We start from the raw sequence: 23,387 nt of genomic DNA on the forward strand, positions 1-23,387 counted from the left end.
ACCGGCACATATGGAATGTGTCTGGTGTCACACGACCACGCAGAGACACCACGACCGCCGGGAGCCCTCATGCCACGACCCTCCGACCAGGCCAAACGACGCGAGCTGACCGACCGGGTCCGTGCGTACCTGGTGCGCAACGGCCTCGCCGGACTCTCCCTGCGCCCGCTCGCCCGAGCCCTGGGCACCAGCGACCGCATGCTCCTGTACTACTTCGGGACCAAGGAGGGCATGGTCGCCGAGGCGCTCGCCCTGGACGAGAGGCGACCGCTCCTGCGGGCCCGGGAGATGCTCGCCTCCGCGGAGTCCCCGCGGGATCCGGCCGGCCTCCGCCGTTTCATGGAGGAGATCTGGCGGCGGTTCGGCGCCCCCGACCTGCGCCCCGCCCTCCCCCTCTACCTCGAGATCATGACCGCCAGCCTGATCGACCCCGACCGGTACGGGCCCGTCCTGAGTGACGTGCTGACCGAGTGGACGGAGTTGCTCACCTCCGTCTTCCGGGACCTCGGCATGCCGCGGGTCCGAGCCCGGACGGAGGCCGCCCTGCTGGTCGATGCGACCTTCGGCCTGGTCGTCGCCGCCCAGGCCGAGGGCGGCCGGGAGCCGGCGGACGCGGCCTTCCGCGCGCTCCTCGACCGCCTCGAACCCGGCTGGCACGTCAGCTGAGGCGCGTTCGGTCCCGAGGTGGGTCCGGCAGGGCCATGACCAGGGAACCTCCCGCCCGGGAAGGAGCTCCGGCCGTCACAGCTTCGCCCCGAAGTCCTGTGTCCACCAGGGACCGCCCGACCCCTTGTGCACGCCCACCCCGATGTTCTTGAACGAACAGTTGAGAATGTTCGCGCGATGTCCCGGGCTGTTCATCCACGAGTCCATCACCGCCGAAGGGGTCTGCTGACCCGCGGCTATGTTCTCGCCGTACGTGGACCAGCGGTAGCCCGCGGCGGTGATGCGCTCACCGGGGTCGGCGCCGTCGGGGTTGGTGTGTTCGAAGAAGTCGCGCGCGGCCATGTCCTCGGAGTGGGCCTGGGCCGCGTCCTCCAGCTGCGGGTCCTCGGTGAGCGGTCCGCAGCCGGCGGCCGCCCGCTCCTTGTTCACCAGCGCGACCACCTGGGCCACGGTGGTCGTCGGTGCCGACTGCGCCTGGGCCACGCCGGACGCCCTCCGGGTCGGCGCGGCCGAGGAGGCGGCGGCCGACTTGCTCGGCTCGGCGGGACGGGGTGTGCTGGAGGCCTTCGCCTTCTTCGACGCGGACGCCGACGGCGAGGCCGACGCCGTGGCGCTTGCCGACGGCGAGGCGGAGGCGGCCGAGGCGTCCGGCGCGGAGAGGTCCATGACGGGGTCGCCCGCGGTCCGCGAGGGAGCCGCCCCGTCGGTTCGCGCTCCGGGCCCTGTCTCCACGTACCAGAAACCGCCGCCCGCCACGCAGACCGCCACGAGTGCGCCGCCCAGCGCCCGGCGCCGTACGCGTCGGCGTCGGCGAGCCTCACCGCGCGAGGCCGCCCTCCCGCCGGAAGCCCGGTGCCCGGCGGCCCCCGACGAGCCCGCTTCCCCGTGCCCCGCGGCGGCCGGGGCCCCTGACGCCGAGCCCGTGGCGGCCATCCCGCCGGAAGCGTCGTACAGCGCGGCCGTCAGCCCCGGCGACACGGCGATCAACGCCAGACCTGCCAGCAGTCCCTCCGCGGGCATCAGTCCGCTCCACAGACCGGAGCAGCGGACACAGTCGCGGGCGTGCCGGGCGATGCGCTTGCGCCACAGTGCCGAGGGCCGGCCGTCCCAGGAGGCGAGGACACCCCGCAGCTCCTCGCACGGCGGGCGGGCGCCGAGGGCCCGTACCACCACACGAGCTGTTTCCAACTGCGCCTTCATACGCTGCACTTGGACCGCCGCGTGCTGTGGCGACACCTCCAGCGCCTCGGCCACTTCGGTCCGGGTCACCTCACCGGCGCATTCCAGCCACCACAGCGAGAGCACGCCTCGGTCGTCGGGTTCGAGCCAGCGGGTCGCCAGCGCGGTCTCCCGCCGCTGCCCGGAGAGCTGGAGCCGCATCAGGGTCAGGTCCACGAAGTCGGCGCCGGGGTCGGCGAGTTCCTCCGCCTCCTCCACACCGTCCGGGGCGAGCTGCCGGTCCCGCCAGTGCGCCCGGACCTGGTTCATCGCGATCGCCACGAGCCAGGAACGGAAGCTCTCCGGCGTACGCAGGCCGTCCAGGCCGTCCAGGGCGCGGAGCATGGTGTTCTGCACGACGTCGTCGACGTCGACGGAGCCGTTCAGCGCGCGCCCGACGATGTTGTAGACCAAGGGGAGATAGGCGCTGACCAGGGCGTCCTGAGCCGCCGAGTCGCCCGCCCGGGCGGCAGTCACCAGTGCCGCCGGCTCCACCGCGTGCTGTCTCCTCATGAAAGCTTTCCTGTCCTCGACTCCGAACGATGCTGCCGTTGCCTGGGAGACCGCCCGCGGAACCTCGAATAACAGTTCTTCGGACACTCGTTGCGCAGATGCTTCCCACACCCGGGCGCCGATGGCAAGGAAGGGGGGAGGAGGTCACATCGAAGGACGGAGAGATTCCACGGACGACCGGGTCGCCGCGAGGACGCCGACGACCGTGTGACCAGGACCCCGGTCACACGGCACCTGTCACCCGTCGCTCCTCACCTGTCACCTGTCACCGGCCCGGCCGGCGCCCGGCGGCCCGCTGGTAAAATGGGGAACACGCTTCGAAGTCGCCGGGGCCCGTGCCGAGTGGTACGGGCCCCGGGGCGTTCCGGGCGTCAGACTGAGGAAGGTTCCCCATGAACGCGAAGCCGCCGGCCCCTGGACTCTCCGACGCTGGCGAGCACCAGCCGGCGCCGCAGGACGACGTCACGGCACCACTGTCCGGCTCCACAGGCCTGCCTCCCGCCGCGTCGTTCGACGCCCTCGGCCTGCCGGCGGCACTGGTGGCCCGGATGACCGGGCTCGGAGTGACGGAGCCCTTCCCGATCCAGGCCGCGACGCTGCCGAACGCGCTGGCCGGACACGATGTCCTCGGCCGGGCGCGGACCGGCTCCGGCAAGACGCTGGCCTTCGGACTGGCCCTGCTCGCCCGGACCGCGGGCCGCCGCGCGGAGGCGAAGCGGCCGCTGGCGCTGGTCCTGGTGCCGACCCGGGAGCTCGCGCAGCAGGTGAGCGACGCGCTGGAACCGTACGCGCAGACCCTGGACGTACGGCTGGGGACGGTGGTGGGCGGGCTGTCGATCAACCGGCAGCAGGCTCAGCTGCGGAGCGGGGTGGAGGTGCTCATCGCGACGCCGGGGCGGCTGACCGACCTGGTGTCACGCCGGGACTGCCTCCTGAACCAGGTGCGGATCACGGTGCTGGACGAGGCGGACCAGATGTGCGACCTGGGCTTCCTGCCGCAGGTCTCGGACCTCATGGAACAGGTGCGCGCCGACGGTCAGCGGCTGCTGTTCTCGGCCACGCTCGACCGCAACGTCGATGAGCTCGTACAGAAGTACCTCCACGACCCGGTTCACGCCTCGGTCGACCGGGTGGCGGGCTCGGTCACCACCATGGAACACCACCAGTTGAACATCCACGGCGCCGACCGGTACGCGACGGCGACCGAGATCGCCGCTCGGGACGGCCGGGTTCTGATGTTCCTGGACACGAAGGCGGCCGTGGACCAGTTCACCCGTCATCTGCGGGCCAGTGGCATCCGTGCCTCCGCCCTGCACAGCGGGAAGTCGCAGCCGCAGCGCACGCACACGCTCGCCCAGTTCAAGAACGGGGAGATCAACGTGCTGGTGGCCACCAACGTCGCCGCCCGGGGCATCCACATCGACGCGCTCGACCTCGTCGTCAACGTCGACCCGCCCGCCGACGCCAAGGACTACCTGCACCGTGGCGGCCGCACCGCGCGCGCCGGGGAGTCCGGGAAGGTGGTCACCCTGGTCACCCCCAACCAGCGGCGCGATGTGAACCGTCTGATGTCCGATGCCGGCATCCGGCCGATCGTCACCCAGGTACGTTCGGGCGAGGCGTCGCTCACCGCCATCACCGGGGCCAAGCGCCCGCCCACCGGGCCGACGACGAGCACCGGCAACGCGCCCTTCCGGGGCATTGGCACGCGTCCCGGAAAGGCCAAGGAGTCACGCAAGACCGCGGACGCCCGCAAGGCCGCGGAAGCCCGCGCGGCCGCCCGGGTACGCAAGGGCCGCTGAGGCCGGGCTCGACCGCCCTGGATCACTCGCGCGCCTCGGGTGCCCGGGACGCGTGTGCCTCGCCCGGTGCTGTCCGGGCGAGGCACACGCGGGCCGGGCACCGTCCGGGCTCCGTCGAGCGGTGCCTCAGCTCACCGCCTGCTTCACGAGCGCACCGATCCTCGCCTCGACCTCGGCGGTCAGCTCGGTCAGGGCGAACGCGGTGGCCCACATCGTGCCGTCGTCCAGTTTCGCCTGGTCGCTGAAACCGAGCGTCGCGTAGCGCGCCTTGAACTTCTCCGCGCTCTGGAAGAAGCAGACGACCTTGCCGTCCAACGCGTAGGCGGGCATGCCGTACCAGAGCTTCGGCGCGAGAGCGGGAGCGCCGGCGGTGATGACCGCATGGACGCGCTCGGCCATGATCCGGTCGGAGTCCCCCATCTCGGCGATCTTCGCGAGTACGTCCCGCTCCGCCTCGGCCGCCTTGTCCGCGCGTGAACCGCGGCGGGCCTCCTTCTTCAGTTCCTTGGCGTGGTCCTTCATCGCGGCCCGCTCTTCGGCCGTGAACCCCTCGTGCCGGCCGCTTTCCTTGCTGCTCATGACAGAACTCCCCCTTGAGGACCCGTTGTCCGCGCTCTCGGGCACGCGGGTGACGGCACGCCACCCGCCCGCCATCGACACGCGCCGTGCCGATACTGCCCGAATATTCCGCGCGGACCCGGCACTGTCAACGGCACGGCACGTGCCGATAATATGGACTCATGACCGAACCGCCCGCCGTACCTCGGCGTCGAGGTGCCGAGCGCACCGAGGAGCTGCTCCAGGCAACGCTCGATCTGGCCGCGGAGGTCGGGTACGCGGGTCTGAGCATCGAGGCGGTCGGACGCCGGGCCGGAGTCGGGAAACACACGATCTACCGGCGCTGGCCCTCCAAGACGGCGCTGCTGCTCGACGCGCTCAGCCGCGTGTGGACCAGCGACCTGGACTACCGCGACACGGGGAACGTCCGCGAGGATCTGCGCGAACAGTTCCTCCGTTCCGGCGCGGTCCTCTCCAGCCCGCCGATCGGCCCGGTCTACCGCGCGGTCATCGCCGAGGCACAAGGCGACTCCGCGCTCCGGGCGACACTGCACGAACGCTTCCTGGTCACCGTCGAGCGGAGCACCCTCGACCGGATCACGCGCGCCCAGCGCGCCGGCGAACTGAACGCCGAGGCGAACCTGGAGTTCGCGGCCGAGGTGTTGTGCGGTGCGCTGTACTACCGCAGCTTGCTGTCGACCCGCCCCATCGACACCGACGCTGTCGACGGACTCGTGGACATGTTCATGGCCGCCTACGGAACCACCGGCTGAAGGGCCGTCACCCTGGGTCGGCCCGCTCGGAGACGTCGCTCATGCCGCCCGGGGCAGCCGGACCGTGACGACGAGGCCACCCTCGGGGCGGGGAACGAGTTCGAGGGTTCCGTCGTGGGCGCGGACGATGCCGGCCACGATGGCCAGGCCGAGACCGACGCCGGGGTGCTCGTCGGTGCGTACGCGTTCCGTTCCGCGCTGGAACGGTTCGGTGAGGGTCGACACCCGTTCCGGCAGGAGCCGGCGGCCCGTGTTCTCGACCCGCAGCACGCTCGTGTCCCCGTCCGTTCCGGTGTCGACCGTCACGGTGCCGCCGTCGGGGAGATTGTGGACGACGGCGTTCTGGACGAGGTTCGTCGCCATCCGCAGCAGGAGTTCCGCGGAGCCGCCGGTACGGGCCGCCCCGCCGGTGACGTCGAGCGTGATCCGGCGCTGTTCGGCGAAGGGGAGCAGCGTCTCGGCGGCTTCCTCGGCGACGAGGGAGAGGTCGACGTTCTCGCGGGGGAGGTTCCCGCGGTCGCTGCGGCTGAGGAGCAGGAGTGCCTCGGTGAGATCGATCGCCCGCGTGTTGACGGCGTCCAGGCGTTCGATGAGTTCGTCCCGGTCCCGCGTGGGGTCCTTGCGGGCGACATCCAGGAGTGTGCGTGAGATCGCCAGCGGGGTGCGCAGCTCGTGGGACGCGTTCGCGGCGAACCGCTGCTGCTCGGCGACCTTGGACTCGAGTTGTTCGAGCATCGAGTCGAACGCGTCGGAGAGTTCACGGAATTCGTCCCGGCGGCCCTTCATACGGATCCGGTGGGACAGCGACCCGCTCCCGGCCGTCCGTACCGCGTCCGTGATCCGTGTGAGAGGTGAGAGCATCCGGCCGGCGAGGATCCACCCCCCGAGGAGGCCGAACACAAGAAGGAAGCCCAGCGAGACGGCCGCGGCGGGGGCGAAGCCGCGCAGGAGGTCGGAGCGGCTGGGCCCGACGATGATCACGGCGCCGTACGTCTTCTGGATGAGCTCGGGGTCGTTCGTCGGCAGCCAGCGCAGCACGAACACCCACATCACGACCAGCAGGAGCGTGCCGGCGACGAAGAGGAATCCGGCATAGCTGAGGGTGAGCTTCAGCCGGGCGCTGCGCCCTGGGTGTCTGTCCATGCGTGTCGCCTATCCGCGCGTGTCGCCAGGGTGTGTGTCGTCCCTGTCGGTGTCCGCGCCGGTGTCGATCCGGTAGCCGACACCGGGCACCGTGGCGATGATCCATGGTTCGCCGAGTCGTTTGCGCAGCGCGGAGACGGTGATGCGGACGGCGTTGGTGAACGGGTTGGCGTTCTCGTCCCAGGCCCGCTGCAACAGCTCTTCGGAGCTGATGACACCGCCCTCGGCGGCGACGAGGACGTCCAGCACGGCGAACTGCTTCCGGGTGAGCGCGACATGGCGTCCGTCGCGGAAGACCTCCCGGCGGAACGGGTCCAGCCGCAGGCCCGCGATCTCGCGGACCGGCGGCCGGGCGTAGGCGCGCCTGCGGTCGAGTGCCCTCAGCCGCATGACGAGCTCCCGCAGCTCGAACGGTTTGGTGAGGTAGTCGTCGGCGCCGAGCCCGAACCCGGAAGCCTTGTCCTCGATCCGGTCGGCGGCGGTGAGCATGAGGATCGGGAGGCCGCTGCCGGAGGCGACGATGCGCCGGGCGACCTCGTCGCCGGAGGGGCCGGGGATGTCGCGGTCGAGGACCGCGAGGTCGTAGGAGTTGACGCTGAGCAGTTCCAGGGCGGAGTCGCCGTCGGCGGCGATGTCGGCGGCGATCGCCTCCAGCCGCAGACCGTCACGGACGGCCTCGGCCAGGTAGGGCTCGTCCTCCACGATCAGTACACGCATGTCCGAAGCCTAAGCAGCACTCCGTGTCGCCGACGCATCCCGATGGCGTGTGCGCACCGGACCACGGTTCAGCCCACCGGCGCCGGGACGGGGCGGGGCCGGTCCGACGGCGCCTGCTCGGTCGTGCGCCACCAGCGGCGCGAGGCCAGCCCGGCCAGCAGGGCGCCGGTGGCGTTGACCAGTACGTCGTCCACGGAGGACACCCGGTCCAGCCACAGGACGTACTGCGCGATCTCGACCAGGACCGAGCAGCCCACGCCGAGCGCCAGGATCCGCGGCACGGACGCGAGCGCCGCGAACCGCATGGGGGCGAAGAACCCCAGCGCCGCGAAGACCAGCAGGTTGCCGATGATGCCGCCCGCCCCCATCGTGACCAGGTCCCGCAGCGGTACCAGGCTCACCCGGCGGGGAGCGACGCCGGGCGCGAGGCCCGGCATCATGGTGAGCCACAGGAACGGCACCGTGCCGTGGACCATGCCCACCTCGGCCAGCGACTTGCGCCAGGCCCATGTCGAACCGAGGCCGGCGGCATGCCGCCGGTACGCGAGGGCCCACGTCACCAGCACGGCCAGTGGCAGCGCGACCAGCGTCATGAGCACCACACCGTTGAACGTGTCGTAGCAGCCGTGCCAGTGCCCGGCCATGCATCGCGGAGCGGACATCATGAGCGGCCGCCGTATGACGAACAGACCGCTCGCCAGGCCGAGGGCCGTCAGACCGAGCAGCACGATCCCGCGCGTACGGCGGGGCGGTGCTGACGTGTGTGCGTCGTGGGTCATGGTCCCAGTGAAGGAGACGGCCGGTTGCGGTGGCGTATCGCGTTTTCGATATGCCCGCGATATACGGAGCCCCGGCATCCGCGACAAAATCGGTGGGCCGAGCCGGCCGGTCCTGTCACGCTCGTCGGATGGGCGTTCTGGATGGAGTGGCGACGAGGGTCGCCGGTGGGCAGACCGTGGAGTTCCGGCCGAGCGGCACCTCGATGATCCCGTTGATCCGCAGTCGTCAGCTCGTGACCGTCGCTCCCGTCGATCCCTCGAAGCTCGCGGTCGGTGACATCGTCCTCGCCCGGGTCGCCGGCACCGTGTACCTGCATCTGGTGTCGTCCCTCGAACCCGCGAGGAAGCGGGTGCAGATCAGCAACAACCGGGGCCACGTCAACGGCTGGACCGGCCACGACCGCGTCTTCGGCATCTGCGTCGCGGTCGACGGGACACCCAGGCCGGGTGCCGCGGCCAAGGTTCCGGCGTCCGAGCCGACGACCGGGCCCGACGGCAACGGCCACCCCGAAGCCAAGCCCGACGAAGGACCCGAAGACAAGCTAGTCGAATAATTGCGAGAGTCTGTATCAATCTTGCGCAGCTTCATAGACTTCCCTTGCCTTCACTCCTAGCCTTCTTGCGTCCGCTCACCCCACGAGCCCTAAGGACGCACGCCTGTGACTCCCTCTCTCCAAGGCAGACCCCTGCGACGCGGCACGGCGGTGTCCGTGTCGCTGGCACTCGCCGCGGCCGGCACCGTCGTCGCGGTGGCCCTGGCCCCCCACGCGGCCGCCGCAGGGGTGCCCGCCCCTTCCCCCGTCGGGATCTCCGGCCGTGGCGCGGCCGTCCCCTTCAAGGAACAGGAGGCCGAGTACGCCGCCACCAACGGCACCCTCATCGGCCCGGACCGGCTCTACGGCCATCTCCCCTCCGAGGCGTCCGGCCGCCAGGCCGTGACGCTGGACGCGACGGGCGAGTACGTCGAGTTCACGCTGACCGCACCCGCCGACGCCATGTCGTTCCGCTACTCGCTGCCCGACAACGCCGCCGGCACGGGCCGCGACGCGAGTCTCGACCTCAAGGTCGACGGCAACCGCCTCAAGAGCGTCCCGGTGACCTCCAAGTACGGCTGGTACTACGGGGGTTACCCCTTCAACAACAACCCCGGCGACAGCAACCCGCATCACTTCTACGACGAGACCCGCACCCTGTTCGGCTCCACGCTGCCGGCCGGCAGCAAGGTGCGCCTCCAGGTCTCCTCCACGAGCGAGTCGCCCTCGTTCACCATCGACCTCGCCGACTTCGAGCAGGTGGGCGCCCCGATCGGCAAACCGTCCGGAGCCCTCGACGTCGTCGGCGACTTCGGCGCGGACCCGACCGGCGCCGCGGACTCCACCGCCAAGATCCAGGCCGCGGTCGACGCGGGCAAGGCGCAGGGCAGAACCGTGTACATCCCGCAGGGCACCTTCCAGGTCCGCGATCACATCGTCGTCGACCAGGTGACACTGGCCGGGGCGGGCCCCTGGTACAGCGTCCTCACCGGCCGCGACCCGGTGGACCGGTCGAAGGCCGTCGGCGTCTACGGCAAGTACGCCGGCCAGGGCGGCAGCAAGAACGTCACGCTCAAGGACTTCGCCGTCATCGGCGACATCCGCGAACGCGTGGACAACGACCAGGTCAACGCCATCGGCGGTGCGCTGTCCGACTCCACGGTCGACAACGTGTGGATGCAGCACACCAAATGCGGGGCCTGGATGGACGGGCCGATGAACAACTTCACCATCAAGAACAGCCGCATCCTCGATCAGACCGCGGACGGCGTGAACTTCCACATGGGCGTCACCAACTCCACCGTCACCAACACGTTCGTACGGAACACCGGTGACGACGGCCTCGCGATGTGGGCGGAGAGCGTCCCGAACGTCAAGAACAAGTTCACCTTCGACACGGTGGTCCTGCCGATCCTCGCGAACAACATCGTCACGTACGGCGGCAAGGACATCACCCTCTCCGACAACGTCATGGCGGACACCGTCACCAACGGTGGCGGCCTGCATGTCGCGAACCGCTATCCCGGGGTCAACTCCGGCCAGGGCACGGCCGTCTCCGGCACCATCACGGCCGCCCGCAACACCCTGATACGGGCCGGGAACAACGACTACAACTGGCAGTTCGGGGTCGGCGCGGTCTGGTTCAGCGGACTCAACGAGCCCCTGAACGCGACCGTCGACATCACCGACAGCGAGATCCTCGACAGCTCCTACGCCGCGATCATGAACATCGAGGGAGCGACCAACGGACTGCACTTCGACCATGTGCGGATCGACGGAGCCGGGACCTACGCACTCCAGATCCAGGCGCCGGGGACGGCCTCCTTCAGCAACGTCACGGCCACGAACATCGGCCAGTCCAACCCGATCCACAACTGCGTCGGCTCCGGCTTCCAGATCACCCGGGGTACGGGCAACAGCGGCTGGTACGCCGACCCGCCGGCCTGCACGGGGACCTGGCCGGACCCGAAGTGGACCAACGGCGGAGTACCCGGCGGCGGCACCCCGCCACCGACCGACCCGCCCACCGATCCTCCGACCGACCCGCCCACCGACCCCACCGTGAACCTCGCGAAGAACCGGCCGGTCACCGAGTCGAGCCACACGGACGTCTACCCCGGGGCCAACTCGGTGGACGGCAACGCGAACAGCTACTGGGAGAGCGCCAACAACGCCTTCCCGCAGTCCCTCACCGTCGACCTGGGCGCCGCCAAGGCGGTCAAGCGCGTCGTCCTCAAGCTGCCGCCGGCGACGGCGTGGGCCACGCGCACCCAGACCCTGAGCATCCAGGGCAGCACCGACGGCACCACGTTCACCACCCTGAAGCCGTCGGCGGGATACACCTTCGATCCGTCGAGCGGAAACACCACCACCCTCACCCTGTCCGGCACCCCCACCCGCTATCTGCGCGTGCTCATCACGGGCAACACCGGCTGGCCCGCGGGGCAGTTGTCCGAGATCGAGGCGTACACCGGCTGATCGAGGCACACACCGGCCGACACGCATATGGGCCGCACGCCCCGTTCCGCCACGGACTCCTGGCGGCCCCGCTCCGGAACTCTGACCCGGGCGGGGTCGTCAGGCCCGTTCCACCGGGCCGTCAGCGGCGGCGCAGCGCCGCGTCGAGCAGGGCGGGCGGGGTGTCGAACTTCTCCTGCGGAGCAAGGTCGGTCCCCGGGGACACGACGGCGTCGACCGCGTCGAGGACGTCCGCGGAGAGCACGGTGTCCGCGGCGGCGAGCTGGGTGCGCAGGTGCTCCAGTGTCCGGGGGCCGATCAGCGCGCTGGTCACGGCGGGATGCGCGGTGACGAAGCCGAGCGCGAGCTGGATCAGCGTCAGTCCGGCCTCCTCGGCGATGACCGCCAGACGCTCCACGGCATCCAGCCGGGCCTGGTTGGAGGGGACGGAGAGGTCGAAGCGCTGCGGCAGGAACGCCGAGCGGCTGGTGGTGATCTCCCGACCCTTCCTGACCGCGCCGGACAGCCAGCCCGAGGCCAGCGGGCTCCACGCCAGGACACCGAGCCCGTACTCCTCGGTCACGGGCAGGACATGGGCCTCGATACCCCGTTGCAGTATGGAGTAGCTGGGCTGTTCGGTGACGTAGGGCCTCACATGATGCTCGCGGGCGGCCCATTGGGCCTGCACGATGCGGTGGGCGGGGAAGGTCGAGGAGCCGAAGTAGCGGATCTTTCCCGCGCGTTGCAGGTCGGTCAGGGCCGACAGGGTCTCCTCGTCGCCGGTGGCCGGGTCCCACCGGTGGATCTGGTAGAGATCGACGTGGTCGACACCGAGCCTGCGCAGACTGTCGTCCAGCTCGGTGATCAGCCAACGGCGCGAGGAGCCCCGGTGGTTGCGCTCCTCCCCCATCGGCATGCCCGCCTTCGTGGCCAGCACGATGTCGTCGCGACGGCCGGCGATGGCCTTGCCGACCATCTCCTCCGACTCGCCGTCGCCGTACATGTCGGCGGTGTCGATGAGATTGATCCCGCCCTCCAGGGCGGCATCGACGATGGCGGTGGCCTCGTCCTGACCGGTGCGCCCGATCCTTCCGAAGTTCATCGCGCCGAGCGCGAGCGAGCCGACCTGCACACCGGTGCGGCCCAAGGTGCGGTACTGCATGCCCCTGCCTCCTTCGATACGGGTGAAGCGTGGTGACGGCGCCGTTGGTCGCCGGGTCCCCGGTCTGCCATCATGAACAAACGGAACACCGTCCCGTTTGACGATACGGAACGCTGTCCCACTTAGCAAGGCGATACGGAACATCGTTCCGTTTAGGCATGCCGTACAAGGAAGGGCGCGATGAACGACAGCGACGACACCACGGGACAGGCGGCGGCCCGGCCCAGGCGGGCCGACGCCCGGCGCAACCAGGAGACGCTACTGGACGCCGCCGCCACGGTCTTCGCCACGTCGGGCGTGGAGGCGCCCGTGCGCGACATCGCGGCCAGGGCCGGCGTCGGTACGGCCACGATCTACCGGCACTTCCCGACGCGGGCCGATCTCATCGTCGCCGTGTACCGGCACCAGGTCGAGGCCTGCGCCGAGGCGGGTCCGGCCCTGCTGGACGACTGCGCGTCCCCCTACACCGCGCTGTCACGGTGGATCGACCTGTTCGTCGACTTCCTCGTCACCAAGCACGGGCTCGCCGCCGTCCTGCAGCCCGACAACACGGCGTTCGACGCACTGCACAGGTACTTCGTCGACCGGCTGGTCCCCGTGTGCACCCAACTCCTCGACGCCGCCGCCGAATCCGGCGAGATCCGCCCCGGTCTGACGGCCTATCAACTGATGCGCGGCATCGGCAACCTCTGCATCGGCGCCCACAACGACCCCCGCTACGACGCGCGGCGACTGGTCGAGACCCTCGTCGCGGGCCTGCGCCTGCCCGAAGGGCCGTGACCACCCGAAGGGCGGGCCCCCTAGAGCGCCACCAGCCGGCCGCTGCGGCCCACCAGCCGGACCGATGCCGCGGCGCCGCAGACCAGTGCCACGGCGAGGAGCGTGCCACAGGACTCCGCCACGGCGCCGGTGTCGCCGGACAGGGCGGCACGCAGGCCGCGGGCGGCCCAGTAGCCGGGTGAGGCGGGGGCCACGTCCGAGACCCAGGCAGGCAGGGCGGCGAGCGGGACGAGCGCCCCTCCGAGGCTGCTCAGCAGCATGCCGCCGATGTCGAAGGCGGCCGAGAGCGCCCCCAGGCTGCGGACCAGAACGCCGAGCAGGGTGCCGAGTCCGAGGAGCGCGCAGCTCCAGCTCAGCAGGAGACCCAGCAGCAGGAAGGGGTGCGGGACACGCAGGCCGAAGACGCACACGGCGAAACCCACGATGAGCAACTGTTGGGCGAGCAGGGCCGCGAAGGCCGGGACGGCCTTGGCGACGAGCAGCTCGGCGGGGCGCAGGGCGGTACCGCGCAGGCGGTCCCAGGTACGGCCGAGCCGTTCGGTGAGGATCGCGCCGCCGCAGATACCGAGGGCGAGCAGCGAGAAGGTGACCAGCGTGCCGACGACGGCTTGTTCCGTGCCGGCCTCGCGGCCCTGTCCGGCCAGGTAGAGCGGACGCAGCAGCGTGATGAAGACGAGCGGGAGGATCATCCGGCTCAGTACCGGACCGGGTTCGCGCGCCATGAGCAGCACGTTGTGGCGCACCAGCACGGCCACGCGGGCGGCGGACTCACGCGGCATCACGGACCTCCGTCCGCGTCGCGGTCTCCGCGCCTTCCATGGACCGGTAGAGATCGTCCAGCCCGGGGCGGCGCACGTCGACGGACGCGGGGGTACGACCGGACGCGAGCAGGGCCGCCAGATCGGCACCGGGGTCCGTGGTCGGACGGCACAGCTCGGGTTCGCCGGGGTCGGCGAAGGTGACCCTGAGCTCGCCGGGCAGGTGGCGGGTGAGCTCTTCCTGCGTGCCGCGCGCGATGATCCGTCCGGCCCGCGCCAGTGCCAGCGTGGCGTCCAGGTCGACGAGTTCCGGCAGGTAGTGGGTCGTGTAGACGACGGCCGCGCCCGCTTCGGCCCGAGCCCTGACCGCGCTCAGCAGGGCCGAGCGGGTTTCCGGATCGGCTCCGGCGGTCGGTTCGTCCAGCAGGAGGAGAGGTGGTGAGCCGACCATGGCGGTGGCCGCCTGGACCCGGCGGCGCTGGCCTCCGGAGAGGGCGGCCACGGGGTGGTCCGCCACGGCCGCCAGGCACAGCTCGTCCAGGACCCGGGCGATCTCGGCGTCCCCGCGCCGTCCGCGGAACCCCGCCAGCCCGGCGAACAGCCGCACGTTCTCCCGCGCGGTGGCGCCCCCGTACAGGGCGAGTTCCTGCGGGGCCACACCGAGGAAGCGCCGCGCGGCCCGGCCGTCCCGCAGCGCGTCGAGCGCCGCGATGGTGACGCGGCCCGCGTCGGGACGTACGAGACCGGCGACGATCTCGACGAACGTCGTCTTGCCCGCGCCGTTGTGACCGATCAGTCCCACGATCTCCCCCGCCGCGACCGTCAGGTCGAACCCGTCGAGCGCGTGGCGTGAGCCGTAGCGCTTCACCAATCCCTCTGCGATCAGCATCATCCGTCCTTCGTGAGGTCTACGCCGTACACGTCTACACCGTATACGTCTACACTGTAGACCCATGAGTGGGAGACGGGAAGAGATCCTGGACGCCGCCGTGGCCATCGCCGACGAGCACGGGGTCGACGCCGTCTCGATGCGCGCCCTTGCCGATCGCGTCGGGGTGACGCCGATGGCGCTGTACCGGCACGTCAAGGACAAGTCGGCGCTGCTGGACGGCATGGTCGGACGGCTGCTCACCGCGCTGCTGCCCGCGGATCCGGCCGAGCACGTCACCTGGGACGCACGGCTCCGCGCCCTCGCGCACGCGGCCCGGAAGGTGACCCAGCAGCACCCCTGGGCCGCGCACCTGCTCTTCTCGCGGCCGGCCGTCACCCCGGACGGCCTGCGGGCGGTGGAGATCATCTACACCGCGCTCATCGAGGCCGGGGTCTCCGAGCCTCAGGTGCCCCGGCTGGAACGCATGATCAGTACGTTCGTCATAGGCTTCGCCGCTTCCGAGGCCTCGGGCCGCTTCACTCCCGGCGCCGGCGACCCGCGCAGCCGGCGGGGCCAGCTCGACGAGAGCGAACTCCCCGGCCACAGCGCCCTCGGGCCGTGGCTGGACCTGCCCCTCGACCTCACCGCCGAGTTCGAGGCCGATCTCGCCGACATCGCGCGGCTGGTCGAGGCGGTCGCTCGGCGCGAGGAATGATCCGCGCCCCGGACACGCGGGGCGGACCGGTACGTACCCGCGGGCCCGTTCAGTCGGTCAGGCCCAGTGCTCCCGCCGCCTGGATCGCCAGCCAGACCTCCGCCAGGGCCGCCGTCGACGTCAGGTCGCGGTCGGTGAGCGCGCCGAAGCGGCGCAGCCGGTAAGCGAGGGTGTTGGGGTGGATGTGAAGTGCCGCGGCCGCCGTCTCGGTGCGGCGGTCGCGCTCCATCCAGGTGCGGGCCGAGACGAGCAACCGCGAGTCGTGGCTCTCGTCGTAACGCAGCACGCCGCCGAGCACGTGCTCAACCAGTGCCGCCAGGACGGCGGGATCGTCGGGCAGCCACCGGCCCGCCCCGTCGTCGCCGTAGTGGACGACGGCACGGCCCGACTCGACGGCCTTGGACACCGCCCACAGAGCCTCGCGCTGCGCGACCTTCAGCGCGTCCCCCGGCAGGAAGGGGCGGCTGGCCCCGGCCGCCACGCCGGGCAGCTCACCGACGGCCGCCGCCAGCTCCGGCGCCCCGAGGACATAGCGGTCCTCGCCCCGGGTCAGCAGCAGATGGGGCCGGTCCTCCAGGAAGCGCAGCAGCGCCTCGTCGGTGGTGCGACGCACGATCAGCAGCACGGTGTCGCCCTCGATCGCGTGCCGGGCGAGCCGGCGCCGCGCCGCCTCCGGGTCGAGCACCTCCTGAAGCAGTTCGGCCAACGTCTCCGCTCCCTCGCGTCGCAACGTCTCGCGCTCGTTGCGCACCATCGCCAGCCGCAGCGCCGCGACGGTGGCGATGTGCTGGACCACGGCGAGCCCCGCGGGCCGGGCGCCCTCACGCTCGTACGCGACGAGGAAGCCCGCCGGGCCGCCGGGCGCGGGCACCGGGAGGACGAACCCGCCGGGGATCGTCGGCGGGGCGTCGACGGACGCGGGCAGGACGGCCGGGTCGGGCACCGGGACCCCGGGCAGGAGCGGGCGCCCCTGAGGAGTGCAGAGGAAGACGTCGTAGCCCGACAGGCCTTCGAGCCGGCGCAGGAGTGTCGGTGTGTCGAGATCCTCCGTGACCAGCCAGCGCAGCGCGCCGAAGACCTGGAGCTGCGCGCCCAGCCGGTGCCGCGCCTCCTCCTGGGCGGAGGCCGCGACTTCCTGGGCGACGGCGATGAAGGGAACGGCGAGCGGCACTTCGAGGACCGGGAAGTCCCGCTCCCGCGCTGCCTGGAAGAACGCGTCGTGCAGCGGTGGCATGTGCAGCTGCGCCGAGAGCGCGAGCCCGGACGCCCCGGCGTCGTCCAGCCGTTCCAGATAGGCGCGCTGTTCCGCCGCGGTACGGGGGATCGCCAGGCCCGCGGTCATGATCAGCTCGGCTCCCAGGAGCCAGGGCGTGGGGTCGACGAGCTCGCTGGCGTGCGCCCAGGAGACTGACCGTTCCAGACCGCCGCCGGCCTTCAGCGAGAGCTGGAGCGCCGGGGAGGAGAGCAGGTCCTGGATGGTGAGTTTGTCGCTGGCCACAAATGACATCGTACGCATCTGTGATGGACACCATTGTCGCAGGTCACCGAGGGCCTCACACTGTGGAGGCCACCGTTTGAACGGTGCACTAACGGACACTGGAGGGCCCGTGACGACCTCGGTCACCGAAATCGAGACATATGGCGTCGAGCGAATCCCGGACGAGGACCGCACGGCCCGGCCGATCGACCTGTTCCGGCTCGCCTTCGGCGGCGCCAACACCTTCGCGACCTGTGTGCTGGGCGCGTTCCCGATCCTCTTCGGGCTCTCCTTCTGGCAGGGGCTCGCGGCGACCGTCCTCGGACTGGTCGCGGGTGCGCTGCTGCTGGCCCCGATGTCCCTGTTCGGCCCCGCCAACGGCACGAACAACGCCGTCTCCTCCTCCGCGCACCTGGGCGTGCACGGCCGGGTCGTCGGATCCTTCCTCTCCCTGCTCACCGCCATCGCGTTCTTCTCGATCTCGGTGTGGTCCTCGGGAGACGCGCTCGTCGGCGGCGCGCACCGGCTCGTGAACGTCCCCGAGTCGGACGTCACCTACGGCATCGCGTACGCGATCTTCGGCGGGCTCGTGCTCGTCGTCTGCATCTACGGCTTCCGCTTCATGCTGCTGGTCAACAAGATCGCGGTGCTGGCGGCCTCGGCCCTCTTCGTGCTCGGCGCCTTCGCCTTCGCCGGTGACTTCGACCCCGGATACGCGGGTGCCTTCGCCTCGACCGCCGACCCGCTGTTCTGGCCGTCGTTCATCGGCGCCGCGCTGATCGTGCTCTCCAACCCGGTCTCCTTCGGCGCGTTCCTCGGTGACTGGTCCCGCTACATCCCCGCGGACACCCCGCGCCGCCGGGTGATGGGCGCCGCGTTCCTCGCCCAGATCGCCACCCTGCTGCCCTTCGTCTTCGGCCTGGCCACGGCGTCGATCATCGCGACGAAGGCCGCGAAGTACGTCGACCCGGCCGCCCCGAACTACGTGGGCGGACTGCTGGCCGTCTCCCCCGGCTGGTACTTCCTGCCGCTCTGCCTGATCGCCCTGATCGGTGGCCTGTCGACCGGCACGACGTCCCTCTACGGAACGGGGCTGGACTTCGCCAGCGTCTTCCCGCGCTTCAACCGCGTCCAGGCCACCTTCTTCATCGGTGTCCTGTCCATCGGGTTCATCTTCCTCGGCCGCTTCGCGCTCAACCTCACGCAGTCCATCTCCACCTTCGCCACGCTGATCATCACCTGCACCGCGCCGTGGATGGTCGTCATGGCGCTCGGCTACGTCACACGGCGCGGCTGGTACGACGCCGAGGCACTGCAGGTCTTCAACCGGCGTCAGCGCGGTGGCCGCTACTGGTTCGCGCACGGCTGGAACTGGCGCGGCATGGGCACCTGGCTCGTCAGCGCCGTCGTGGCCCTCCTCTTCACCAATCTGCCGGGTCAGTTCGTCGGTCCGCTGGGCAACCTCGCGAACGGCGCGGACATCTCGCTGCCGGTCGGCCTCGGTCTGGCGGTCGTGCTCTACCTCGCCGCACTCGCCCTGTTCCCCGAGCCGCGCGCCGTGTACGGGCCCGACGGACCCCGCTTCGTCGGGGCGTCCGACACCGACATCGCGCCGATCACCGGTGGCACCGAGGAGAAGTCCCCCGAGCCCGCCGCGGCTCTCTGAGCCCTCAGCGCCACCGACACCACCGACTGGGTGCCCGGCCCTGACCGCCGGGCGCCCCTGACCAGGAGCCGTGCATGAGCACCACCACCGTGCAGGAAGTCCGGGCCGCCGCGGACGCGCTCGTCGCCGCCTTCGCCGAGGGCCGCCTCGACGACTACTTCGGTGCCTTCGCACCGGACGCGACGTTCGTCTTCCACACCACGCCGGGGCGTCTCGGCTCCACGGCCGAGTACCGCGCCCTGTGGCAGCGGTGGGTGGAGCAGGACGGTTTCCGCGTCCTCGGCTGCACCTCGTCGGCACAGCTCGTCCAGCCCTTCGGTGACACGGCTGTCTTCAGCCACGACGTGGAGACCCGCGTCGCCAACAACGCCGGCGAGGAGACGGTGCACGAGCGGGAGACCATCGTCTTCGCCCGCTCCGCGGACGGCGCCTGGCTCGCCGTACACGAGCACCTGTCCCCCCGTACCACCGCCTGACCAGGAGAGACGTTCCATGAGCAGCACGTTCCGCAACTACATCGACGGTACGTTCGCGGATGCCGCCGACGGCCGGACTCTCGATGTGGTGGACCCGACCACCGGTGACGTCTACGCGACCTCCCCGCTGTCCGGGGCGGCCGATGTCGACGCGGCGATGGCGGCCGCGGCCGCGGCGTTCCCCGTCTGGCGCGACGCGACACCGTCCGTGCGGCAGCGCGCGCTGCTGAAGATCGCCGACGCGATGGAGGCGCGGGCCGGGGAACTGGTCGCCGCGGAGAGCCGCGACACCGGCAAGCCGCTGCACCTCACCCTCAGCGAGGAACTCGCCCCGGCGATCGACCAGGTCCGCTTCTTCGCGGGCGCGGCGCGGATGCTGGAGGGCCGCTCGGCCGGCGAGTACATGGAGGGCATGACCTCGATCATCCGCCGCGAGCCCGTCGGCGTGTGCGCCCAGGTCGCGCCGTGGAACTACCCCCTGCTGATGGCGGTGTGGAAGTTCGCCCCGGCCCTCGCGGCGGGCAACGCGGTGGTGCTCAAGCCCTCGGACACCACCCCGGCCTCCACGGTGCTGATCGCGGAGATCATCGGCGGTGTCCTGGAGGAGCTCGGCCTGCCCCAGGGGATCTTCAACGTGGTCTGCGGCGACCGCGAGACCGGCCGGCTGATGGTGGAGCACCCGACCCCGGCGATGGCCTCCATCACCGGCTCGGTGCGCGCCGGCATCCAGGTCGCCCAGAGCGCGGCCAAGGACGTCAAGCGGGTCCACCTGGAGCTCGGCGGCAAGGCCCCGGCCGTGGTCTTCGAGAACGCCGACCTGGCCAAGGCGGTCGAGGACCTGGTGGTCGGCGGCTTCTTCAACGCCGGCCAGGACTGCACGGCGGCCACCCGCGTCCTGGTCCACGCGTCGGTGCACGACGAGTTCGTCGCCGCCCTCGCCAAGGCCGCGGCCGGGACGAAGACCGGGCAGCCGGACGACGAGGACGTGCTGTACGGGCCGCTCAACAACGCGAACCAGCTCGCCCAGGTCAGCGGTTTCATCGAGCGACTGCCCGAGCACGCGAAGGTCGAGGCGGGCGGCCACCGGGTCGGCGACAAGGGCTACTTCTACGCCCCGACCGTGGTCTCGGGTCTGAGGCAGGACGACGAGATCATCCAGAACGAGGTCTTCGGCCCGGTCATGACCGTCCAGTCGTTCACGGACGAGGACCAGGCCGTCGCGTACGCCAACGGCGTGGACTACGCGCTGGCCTCCTCGGTGTGGACCAAGGACCACGCGCGGGCGATGCGGATGTCGAAGAGGCTCGACTTCGGCTGTGTGTGGATCAACACCCACATGGCACTCGTCGCCGAGATGCCGCACGGCGGGTTCAAGCAGTCCGGCTACGGCAAGGACCTCTCCGCCTACGGCTTCGAGGACTACACCCGGATCAAGCACGTCATGACGTCGCTCTGATCGGTCGCTCCGCGACGGAGGGGTGGGCCCGGCATCGCGCCGGGCCCACCCCTCCGTCGCGTCCGACGAGTACCTGGTCAGCCGTGCGAGACGGTCAGGCCGTAGAAGGCGACCCTCGCCCCCTTCGTGGTGCTCTCGGAGGACGACTGGTTGTACGAGCCTGCCTTGAAGTACTGCTTGTAGGGGAAGAACGACGACGGGATCGCGTAGTGCGTGGTGCTGCCGTTGACGGTCAGGTCGATGGTGTTCCCGCCGGAGACGGCGATCGTGTAGGTCCATGTCTTGCCGACCGCCACATGCCCCACCGTGTGGGTCGTCTGCCCGCCGGACGGCGAATTCTCCGTGCCGACGACGATGTCACCGCTCGCGCGGTAGTACAGCTCCACGAGCGGCTTGGTGGACGATCCGCCGGAGCCGAGGTGGATCTGGCCGACGCACACGTTGGAGGTGACCGACACCACCCGCAGCGTCGCGCTCAGCCGGTGGCTGCCGCTGAGCGACCAGTTCGCCGCGCTGCCGCTGCGGTTCATCTCCCGCAGTTCGGAGCGGGCGTAGTTGGAGTTCGGCGTCGTGACGCCCTTCTCGGGCGCCCAGAACGTCATCGCGCCGTCCCGGGTGTCGGTGTAGAAGTACGCGTCCTGGTAGCCGTTCGCCCCCTGCAGCCGGGCGGAGGAGATGGTGGTGGGCGAGCCCGGGGAGCCCACGGGCTCCTGGAGCTGCCACACCGACAGGTCGAAGTTGCCGCCGGGCGCGACCTTCGGGTCGGCGGCACCGGCGCTGGAGGTGCCCAGAACGGTGGCCGCGGCGACGAGGCCCGCGAGGGTCGCCGCTGTCAGGAGTCGAGGAGGAGCGGCAAGTCCGGTACGGAAAGCGGGAGTTCGGGTACGTGGTCGCTTGTTCATCATGAGGGTCACGGCCTTTCGTCTGGTCGGGTGGAGCAGACGGTGGGGGAAGCCGAGGTTCACATGCATGAACAGTAAGTTCACCTGTGAACTTCGCGTGTGCCGTGACGCTAAAGGTCTGCACCAGCTCCGTCAAGAGGTCACGCGCTCACGGCAGTTGAGCGCGGCCAGGACGTACGGGGAGTGCCTCCGCGTGGGGGCGTGCGGCCCATGAGCCCGAGGAGGAAGCCGGCCGGAATGGTGATCAGCCCCGGTGTCTGGAGCGGGAACCAGCGGACGTCGTGGTCGGGGAAGACCGCGAACGGGGTGCCCGACACCGCGGGGGATCCCGCGAGCAGCAGCACGATGAGCGGAAGGGTCCCGTAGACGGTCCGGCGCACCCCGGTGGCGGAGTGACCGGGCAGGAAGAGCGCGTACAGCAGAACCGGGGCCAGCACCGAGGCCGCGACGGTGAACGACAAGGAGATCAGCGTCAGTCTGCCGCGGTCCCCGAGGACCGCCGACACGACGACGGCGACCGCTCCGACCAGGACGATCCCCAGCCGTGCCCGGCGGATCTCCCCGGCGGGCGAACGGCCCCCGCCCCCGTGCGCGGACCGCCCGCCGAAGTCACGGGCGAGACTGGAGGCGGCCGCCAGCGTGATGCCCGCGACGGCCGCGAGGGTGGTCGCGAAGACGGCGCAGGCGACGATCGCGAACAGCATGCTGTGCCGGGCGCCCCCGGCGACCGGGTCGAGCGCGCCCGTCACCATCAGCAGGGCGGTCGCTCCCCCGGGGTCGGCGGCCCGCACCGGACCCCGGCCCATCAGGGCACAGGCACCCAGCCCGGCCACCACGACCCCGGCACACACCACCGCCACCGGGCCGACCGCCCAGCCGACGGCGCGCCTCGCGGTGCGGGCCTCCCGGACCGGGTGGAGCCGCATGGTGATGTGCGGCAGACAGGCGGCTCCGACCAGGAGGGTGGCCTCGAAGCCGATCAGGTCGAGGCGTCCGGCGACGGAGTGACCGAAGTGGAGTCCGGGACGCGCGTAGGCGGCGCCCGCTCCGGAATGCTCCCGGGCGGCACCGAACAGGGCCGGCGGCGACCATCCGTACCGGGCGAGGACGACCCCGGCCAGCAGCAGCATGGCGGTGAGCACCACACCGACCTTCAGGATCTGTACGTACCCGACGCCGCGCATCCCGCCGAACGCGGCGTAACAGACCATCAGGGCCCCTCCGGCGACGGTGCATCCGGTGAGCGCGCCGTCCGGGAGCCCGAACATGGCCGCCATGATGCGTCCGGCGGTGGAGAGCTGCACCAGGAGCAGCGGGGTGAGGACGACGAGAGAGGCGACGCCGAGCGCCCGGCGCACGGAGGGGGCGCCGAGGCGGTCGGAGACAAAGTCCCCCAGCGTGAACACCCCTTTCCTGCGCAGGGGTTCACCCAGGAACCGCATCATCAGATAGAGGGAGACGACGGTGGCACAGGCGAACAGGATGCCGTCCGCGCCGTCGAGGGCCACCGCGCCGGTGGTGCTGAGCAGGGTGGCCGCGGAGATGTAGTCACCGGCGATGGCCAGCCCGCCTCCGACCGGCCCGAAGGCCGCGCCGCCGCCCGCGTAGAAGTGCTCGGGGTCGTCCAGATCGGCCGCCGCCAGGCCGCACAACAGCAGGGACACGGCGACGAAGCCGAGGAAGACCATGACGGCGAGCGACTCTCCGTCGCCCACGGCGCTCACCGGCGGCCCGCGGTCGGCGCCGGCGTGCACGGGCTCGTCCGTGCGCCCTGGACCGGAGATGACGGAGGGACGGGAGAAACGGGATGTGGGCAAGCTGCGGGAGACATGCCCGGCATGGCATCAGCCGCGCCGGAGCGCGTACAGGGGACCGCGCGTTCGGGCGGCGGGTGCACAGCGGTTGCGGAGCGGGTCTGTGCGCCGGCACACCGTTGATCCATTGGGATGATTCACGGGCGCGACG

General features: G+C 71.1%; 21 protein-coding genes. 10 read left to right on the top strand and 11 right to left on the bottom strand.

The window, feature by feature from the left end:
- The first annotated feature begins 69 nt into the window (after positions 1 to 69).
- The gene (locus OG780_RS03660) at positions 70 to 666 is read left to right on the top strand and encodes a TetR/AcrR family transcriptional regulator (protein ID WP_328444598.1); all 597 of its coding nucleotides are present in this window, start codon (positions 70 to 72) and stop codon (positions 664 to 666) included.
- A 75-nt stretch (positions 667 to 741) separates the two neighbouring features.
- On the opposite strand, the gene OG780_RS03665 is transcribed toward OG780_RS03660, so the two are convergent.
- Positions 742 to 2,397, bottom strand: a complete 1,656-nt coding sequence (locus tag OG780_RS03665; RefSeq protein WP_328444600.1) for a sigma-70 family RNA polymerase sigma factor — start codon at positions 2,395 to 2,397, stop codon at positions 742 to 744.
- Between the two features lie 392 nt (positions 2,398 to 2,789).
- Between OG780_RS03665 and OG780_RS03670 the strand changes: the two genes are divergently transcribed.
- Positions 2,790 to 4,199, top strand: coding sequence for a DEAD/DEAH box helicase (locus tag OG780_RS03670; protein WP_328444602.1), 1,410 nt, complete (start codon positions 2,790 to 2,792; stop codon positions 4,197 to 4,199).
- A gap of 126 nt (positions 4,200 to 4,325) precedes the next feature.
- Here the strand turns inward: OG780_RS03670 and OG780_RS03675 are convergent, their stop codons facing one another.
- Positions 4,326 to 4,778, bottom strand: coding sequence for an iron chaperone (locus OG780_RS03675; protein ID WP_328444604.1), 453 nt, complete (start codon positions 4,776 to 4,778; stop codon positions 4,326 to 4,328).
- A 161-nt stretch (positions 4,779 to 4,939) separates the two neighbouring features.
- Between OG780_RS03675 and OG780_RS03680 the strand changes: the two genes are divergently transcribed.
- Entirely contained in the window at positions 4,940 to 5,530 is a 591-nt protein-coding gene (locus OG780_RS03680; protein ID WP_328444606.1) for a TetR/AcrR family transcriptional regulator, read from the top strand.
- 39 nt (positions 5,531 to 5,569) lie between these two features.
- On the opposite strand, the gene OG780_RS03685 is transcribed toward OG780_RS03680, so the two are convergent.
- The 3 genes from OG780_RS03685 to OG780_RS03695 all read right to left on the bottom strand — a co-directional run bounded on the left by OG780_RS03685 (position 5,570) and on the right by OG780_RS03695 (position 8,169).
- Positions 5,570 to 6,673: a sensor histidine kinase gene (locus tag OG780_RS03685; protein WP_328444608.1), complete on the bottom strand. Its 1,104-nt coding sequence runs from the start codon at positions 6,671 to 6,673 to the stop codon at positions 5,570 to 5,572.
- 9 nt (positions 6,674 to 6,682) lie between these two features.
- Positions 6,683 to 7,390, bottom strand: a complete 708-nt coding sequence (locus tag OG780_RS03690) for a response regulator transcription factor (RefSeq protein ID WP_328444610.1) — start codon at positions 7,388 to 7,390, stop codon at positions 6,683 to 6,685.
- A 68-nt stretch (positions 7,391 to 7,458) separates the two neighbouring features.
- Positions 7,459 to 8,169: a VanZ family protein gene (locus OG780_RS03695; protein ID WP_328444612.1), complete on the bottom strand. Its 711-nt coding sequence runs from the start codon at positions 8,167 to 8,169 to the stop codon at positions 7,459 to 7,461.
- A gap of 128 nt (positions 8,170 to 8,297) precedes the next feature.
- Here OG780_RS03695 and OG780_RS03700 point away from each other — a divergent pair, with 128 nt between their 5' ends.
- Positions 8,298 to 8,723, top strand: a complete 426-nt coding sequence (locus OG780_RS03700; RefSeq protein WP_328444614.1) for a S26 family signal peptidase — start codon at positions 8,298 to 8,300, stop codon at positions 8,721 to 8,723.
- A 105-nt stretch (positions 8,724 to 8,828) separates the two neighbouring features.
- Positions 8,829 to 11,180 (top strand): galactose-binding domain-containing protein, encoded by a 2,352-nt coding sequence (locus OG780_RS03705; RefSeq protein WP_328444616.1) that lies wholly within the window; start codon positions 8,829 to 8,831, stop codon positions 11,178 to 11,180.
- A gap of 121 nt (positions 11,181 to 11,301) precedes the next feature.
- Here OG780_RS03705 and OG780_RS03710 read toward each other — a convergent pair whose 3' ends face one another.
- Positions 11,302 to 12,321, bottom strand: coding sequence for an aldo/keto reductase (locus OG780_RS03710; RefSeq protein WP_328444618.1), 1,020 nt, complete (start codon positions 12,319 to 12,321; stop codon positions 11,302 to 11,304).
- A 180-nt stretch (positions 12,322 to 12,501) separates the two neighbouring features.
- Between OG780_RS03710 and OG780_RS03715 the strand changes: the two genes are divergently transcribed.
- The gene (locus OG780_RS03715) at positions 12,502 to 13,101 is read left to right on the top strand and encodes a TetR/AcrR family transcriptional regulator (RefSeq protein WP_328444620.1); all 600 of its coding nucleotides are present in this window, start codon (positions 12,502 to 12,504) and stop codon (positions 13,099 to 13,101) included.
- Positions 13,102 to 13,121: 20 nt separating this feature from the next.
- Here the strand turns inward: OG780_RS03715 and OG780_RS03720 are convergent, their stop codons facing one another.
- A complete protein-coding gene (locus OG780_RS03720) occupies positions 13,122 to 13,880 on the bottom strand; it encodes an ABC transporter permease (RefSeq protein WP_328444622.1) in 759 nt (252 codons plus the stop codon).
- Positions 13,870 to 14,748: an ABC transporter ATP-binding protein gene (locus tag OG780_RS03725; RefSeq protein ID WP_328444624.1), complete on the bottom strand. Its 879-nt coding sequence runs from the start codon at positions 14,746 to 14,748 to the stop codon at positions 13,870 to 13,872. Before OG780_RS03725 ends, OG780_RS03720 begins: the two co-directional genes overlap by 11 nt.
- Positions 14,749 to 14,812: 64 nt before the next feature.
- Between OG780_RS03725 and OG780_RS03730 the strand changes: the two genes are divergently transcribed.
- Positions 14,813 to 15,445 (top strand): TetR/AcrR family transcriptional regulator, encoded by a 633-nt coding sequence (locus tag OG780_RS03730; protein ID WP_328444626.1) that lies wholly within the window; start codon positions 14,813 to 14,815, stop codon positions 15,443 to 15,445.
- Positions 15,446 to 15,494: 49 nt separating this feature from the next.
- Here OG780_RS03730 and OG780_RS03735 read toward each other — a convergent pair whose 3' ends face one another.
- Positions 15,495 to 16,943 (bottom strand): PucR family transcriptional regulator, encoded by a 1,449-nt coding sequence (locus OG780_RS03735; protein ID WP_328444628.1) that lies wholly within the window; start codon positions 16,941 to 16,943, stop codon positions 15,495 to 15,497.
- A 109-nt stretch (positions 16,944 to 17,052) separates the two neighbouring features.
- Between OG780_RS03735 and OG780_RS03740 the strand changes: the two genes are divergently transcribed.
- The 3 genes from OG780_RS03740 (at position 17,053) to OG780_RS03750 (ending at position 20,520) form a co-directional block, all read left to right on the top strand.
- Positions 17,053 to 18,588 (top strand): purine-cytosine permease family protein, encoded by a 1,536-nt coding sequence (locus OG780_RS03740; RefSeq protein ID WP_328444630.1) that lies wholly within the window; start codon positions 17,053 to 17,055, stop codon positions 18,586 to 18,588.
- Positions 18,589 to 18,662: 74 nt separating this feature from the next.
- Positions 18,663 to 19,064, top strand: a complete 402-nt coding sequence (locus tag OG780_RS03745; protein WP_328444632.1) for a YybH family protein — start codon at positions 18,663 to 18,665, stop codon at positions 19,062 to 19,064.
- Positions 19,065 to 19,080: 16 nt separating this feature from the next.
- Positions 19,081 to 20,520: a gamma-aminobutyraldehyde dehydrogenase gene (locus OG780_RS03750; RefSeq protein ID WP_328444634.1), complete on the top strand. Its 1,440-nt coding sequence runs from the start codon at positions 19,081 to 19,083 to the stop codon at positions 20,518 to 20,520.
- A 77-nt stretch (positions 20,521 to 20,597) separates the two neighbouring features.
- On the opposite strand, the gene OG780_RS03755 is transcribed toward OG780_RS03750, so the two are convergent.
- Positions 20,598 to 21,422 carry a polysaccharide lyase family 7 protein gene (locus OG780_RS03755; RefSeq protein ID WP_443062296.1) on the bottom strand — a complete coding sequence of 275 codons (825 nt, stop codon included), beginning with the start codon at positions 21,420 to 21,422 and terminating at the stop codon, positions 20,598 to 20,600.
- A 140-nt stretch (positions 21,423 to 21,562) separates the two neighbouring features.
- Positions 21,563 to 23,146 carry a sodium/solute symporter gene (locus tag OG780_RS03760; protein WP_443062297.1) on the bottom strand — a complete coding sequence of 528 codons (1,584 nt, stop codon included), beginning with the start codon at positions 23,144 to 23,146 and terminating at the stop codon, positions 21,563 to 21,565.
- Positions 23,147 to 23,387: the final 241 nt, after the last annotated feature.

This window comes from Streptomyces sp. NBC_00386 (assembly GCF_036063235.1).
Classification (GTDB): Bacteria; Actinomycetota; Actinomycetes; order Streptomycetales; family Streptomycetaceae; genus Streptomyces.

Bases quoted from the DNA above. Each gene is read 5' to 3' on its own strand.
- OG780_RS03660 (WP_328444598.1), top strand. From the start codon at position 70: ATGCCACGACCCTCCGACCAGGCCAAACGACGCGAGCTGACCGACCGG.
- OG780_RS03665 (WP_328444600.1), bottom strand. From the start codon at position 2,397: ATGAGGAGACAGCACGCGGTGGAGCCGGCGGCACTGGTGACTGCCGCC.
- OG780_RS03670 (WP_328444602.1), top strand. From the start codon at position 2,790: ATGAACGCGAAGCCGCCGGCCCCTGGACTCTCCGACGCTGGCGAGCAC.
- OG780_RS03675 (WP_328444604.1), bottom strand. From the start codon at position 4,778: ATGAGCAGCAAGGAAAGCGGCCGGCACGAGGGGTTCACGGCCGAAGAG.
- OG780_RS03680 (WP_328444606.1), top strand. From the start codon at position 4,940: ATGACCGAACCGCCCGCCGTACCTCGGCGTCGAGGTGCCGAGCGCACC.
- OG780_RS03685 (WP_328444608.1), bottom strand. From the start codon at position 6,673: ATGGACAGACACCCAGGGCGCAGCGCCCGGCTGAAGCTCACCCTCAGC.
- OG780_RS03690 (WP_328444610.1), bottom strand. From the start codon at position 7,390: ATGCGTGTACTGATCGTGGAGGACGAGCCCTACCTGGCCGAGGCCGTC.
- OG780_RS03695 (WP_328444612.1), bottom strand. From the start codon at position 8,169: ATGACCCACGACGCACACACGTCAGCACCGCCCCGCCGTACGCGCGGG.
- OG780_RS03700 (WP_328444614.1), top strand. From the start codon at position 8,298: ATGGGCGTTCTGGATGGAGTGGCGACGAGGGTCGCCGGTGGGCAGACC.
- OG780_RS03710 (WP_328444618.1), bottom strand. From the start codon at position 12,321: ATGCAGTACCGCACCTTGGGCCGCACCGGTGTGCAGGTCGGCTCGCTC.
- OG780_RS03715 (WP_328444620.1), top strand. From the start codon at position 12,502: ATGAACGACAGCGACGACACCACGGGACAGGCGGCGGCCCGGCCCAGG.
- OG780_RS03720 (WP_328444622.1), bottom strand. From the start codon at position 13,880: ATGCCGCGTGAGTCCGCCGCCCGCGTGGCCGTGCTGGTGCGCCACAAC.
- OG780_RS03725 (WP_328444624.1), bottom strand. From the start codon at position 14,748: ATGCTGATCGCAGAGGGATTGGTGAAGCGCTACGGCTCACGCCACGCG.
- OG780_RS03730 (WP_328444626.1), top strand. From the start codon at position 14,813: ATGAGTGGGAGACGGGAAGAGATCCTGGACGCCGCCGTGGCCATCGCC.
- OG780_RS03745 (WP_328444632.1), top strand. From the start codon at position 18,663: ATGAGCACCACCACCGTGCAGGAAGTCCGGGCCGCCGCGGACGCGCTC.
- OG780_RS03750 (WP_328444634.1), top strand. From the start codon at position 19,081: ATGAGCAGCACGTTCCGCAACTACATCGACGGTACGTTCGCGGATGCC.
- OG780_RS03755 (WP_443062296.1), bottom strand. From the start codon at position 21,422: ATGAACAAGCGACCACGTACCCGAACTCCCGCTTTCCGTACCGGACTT.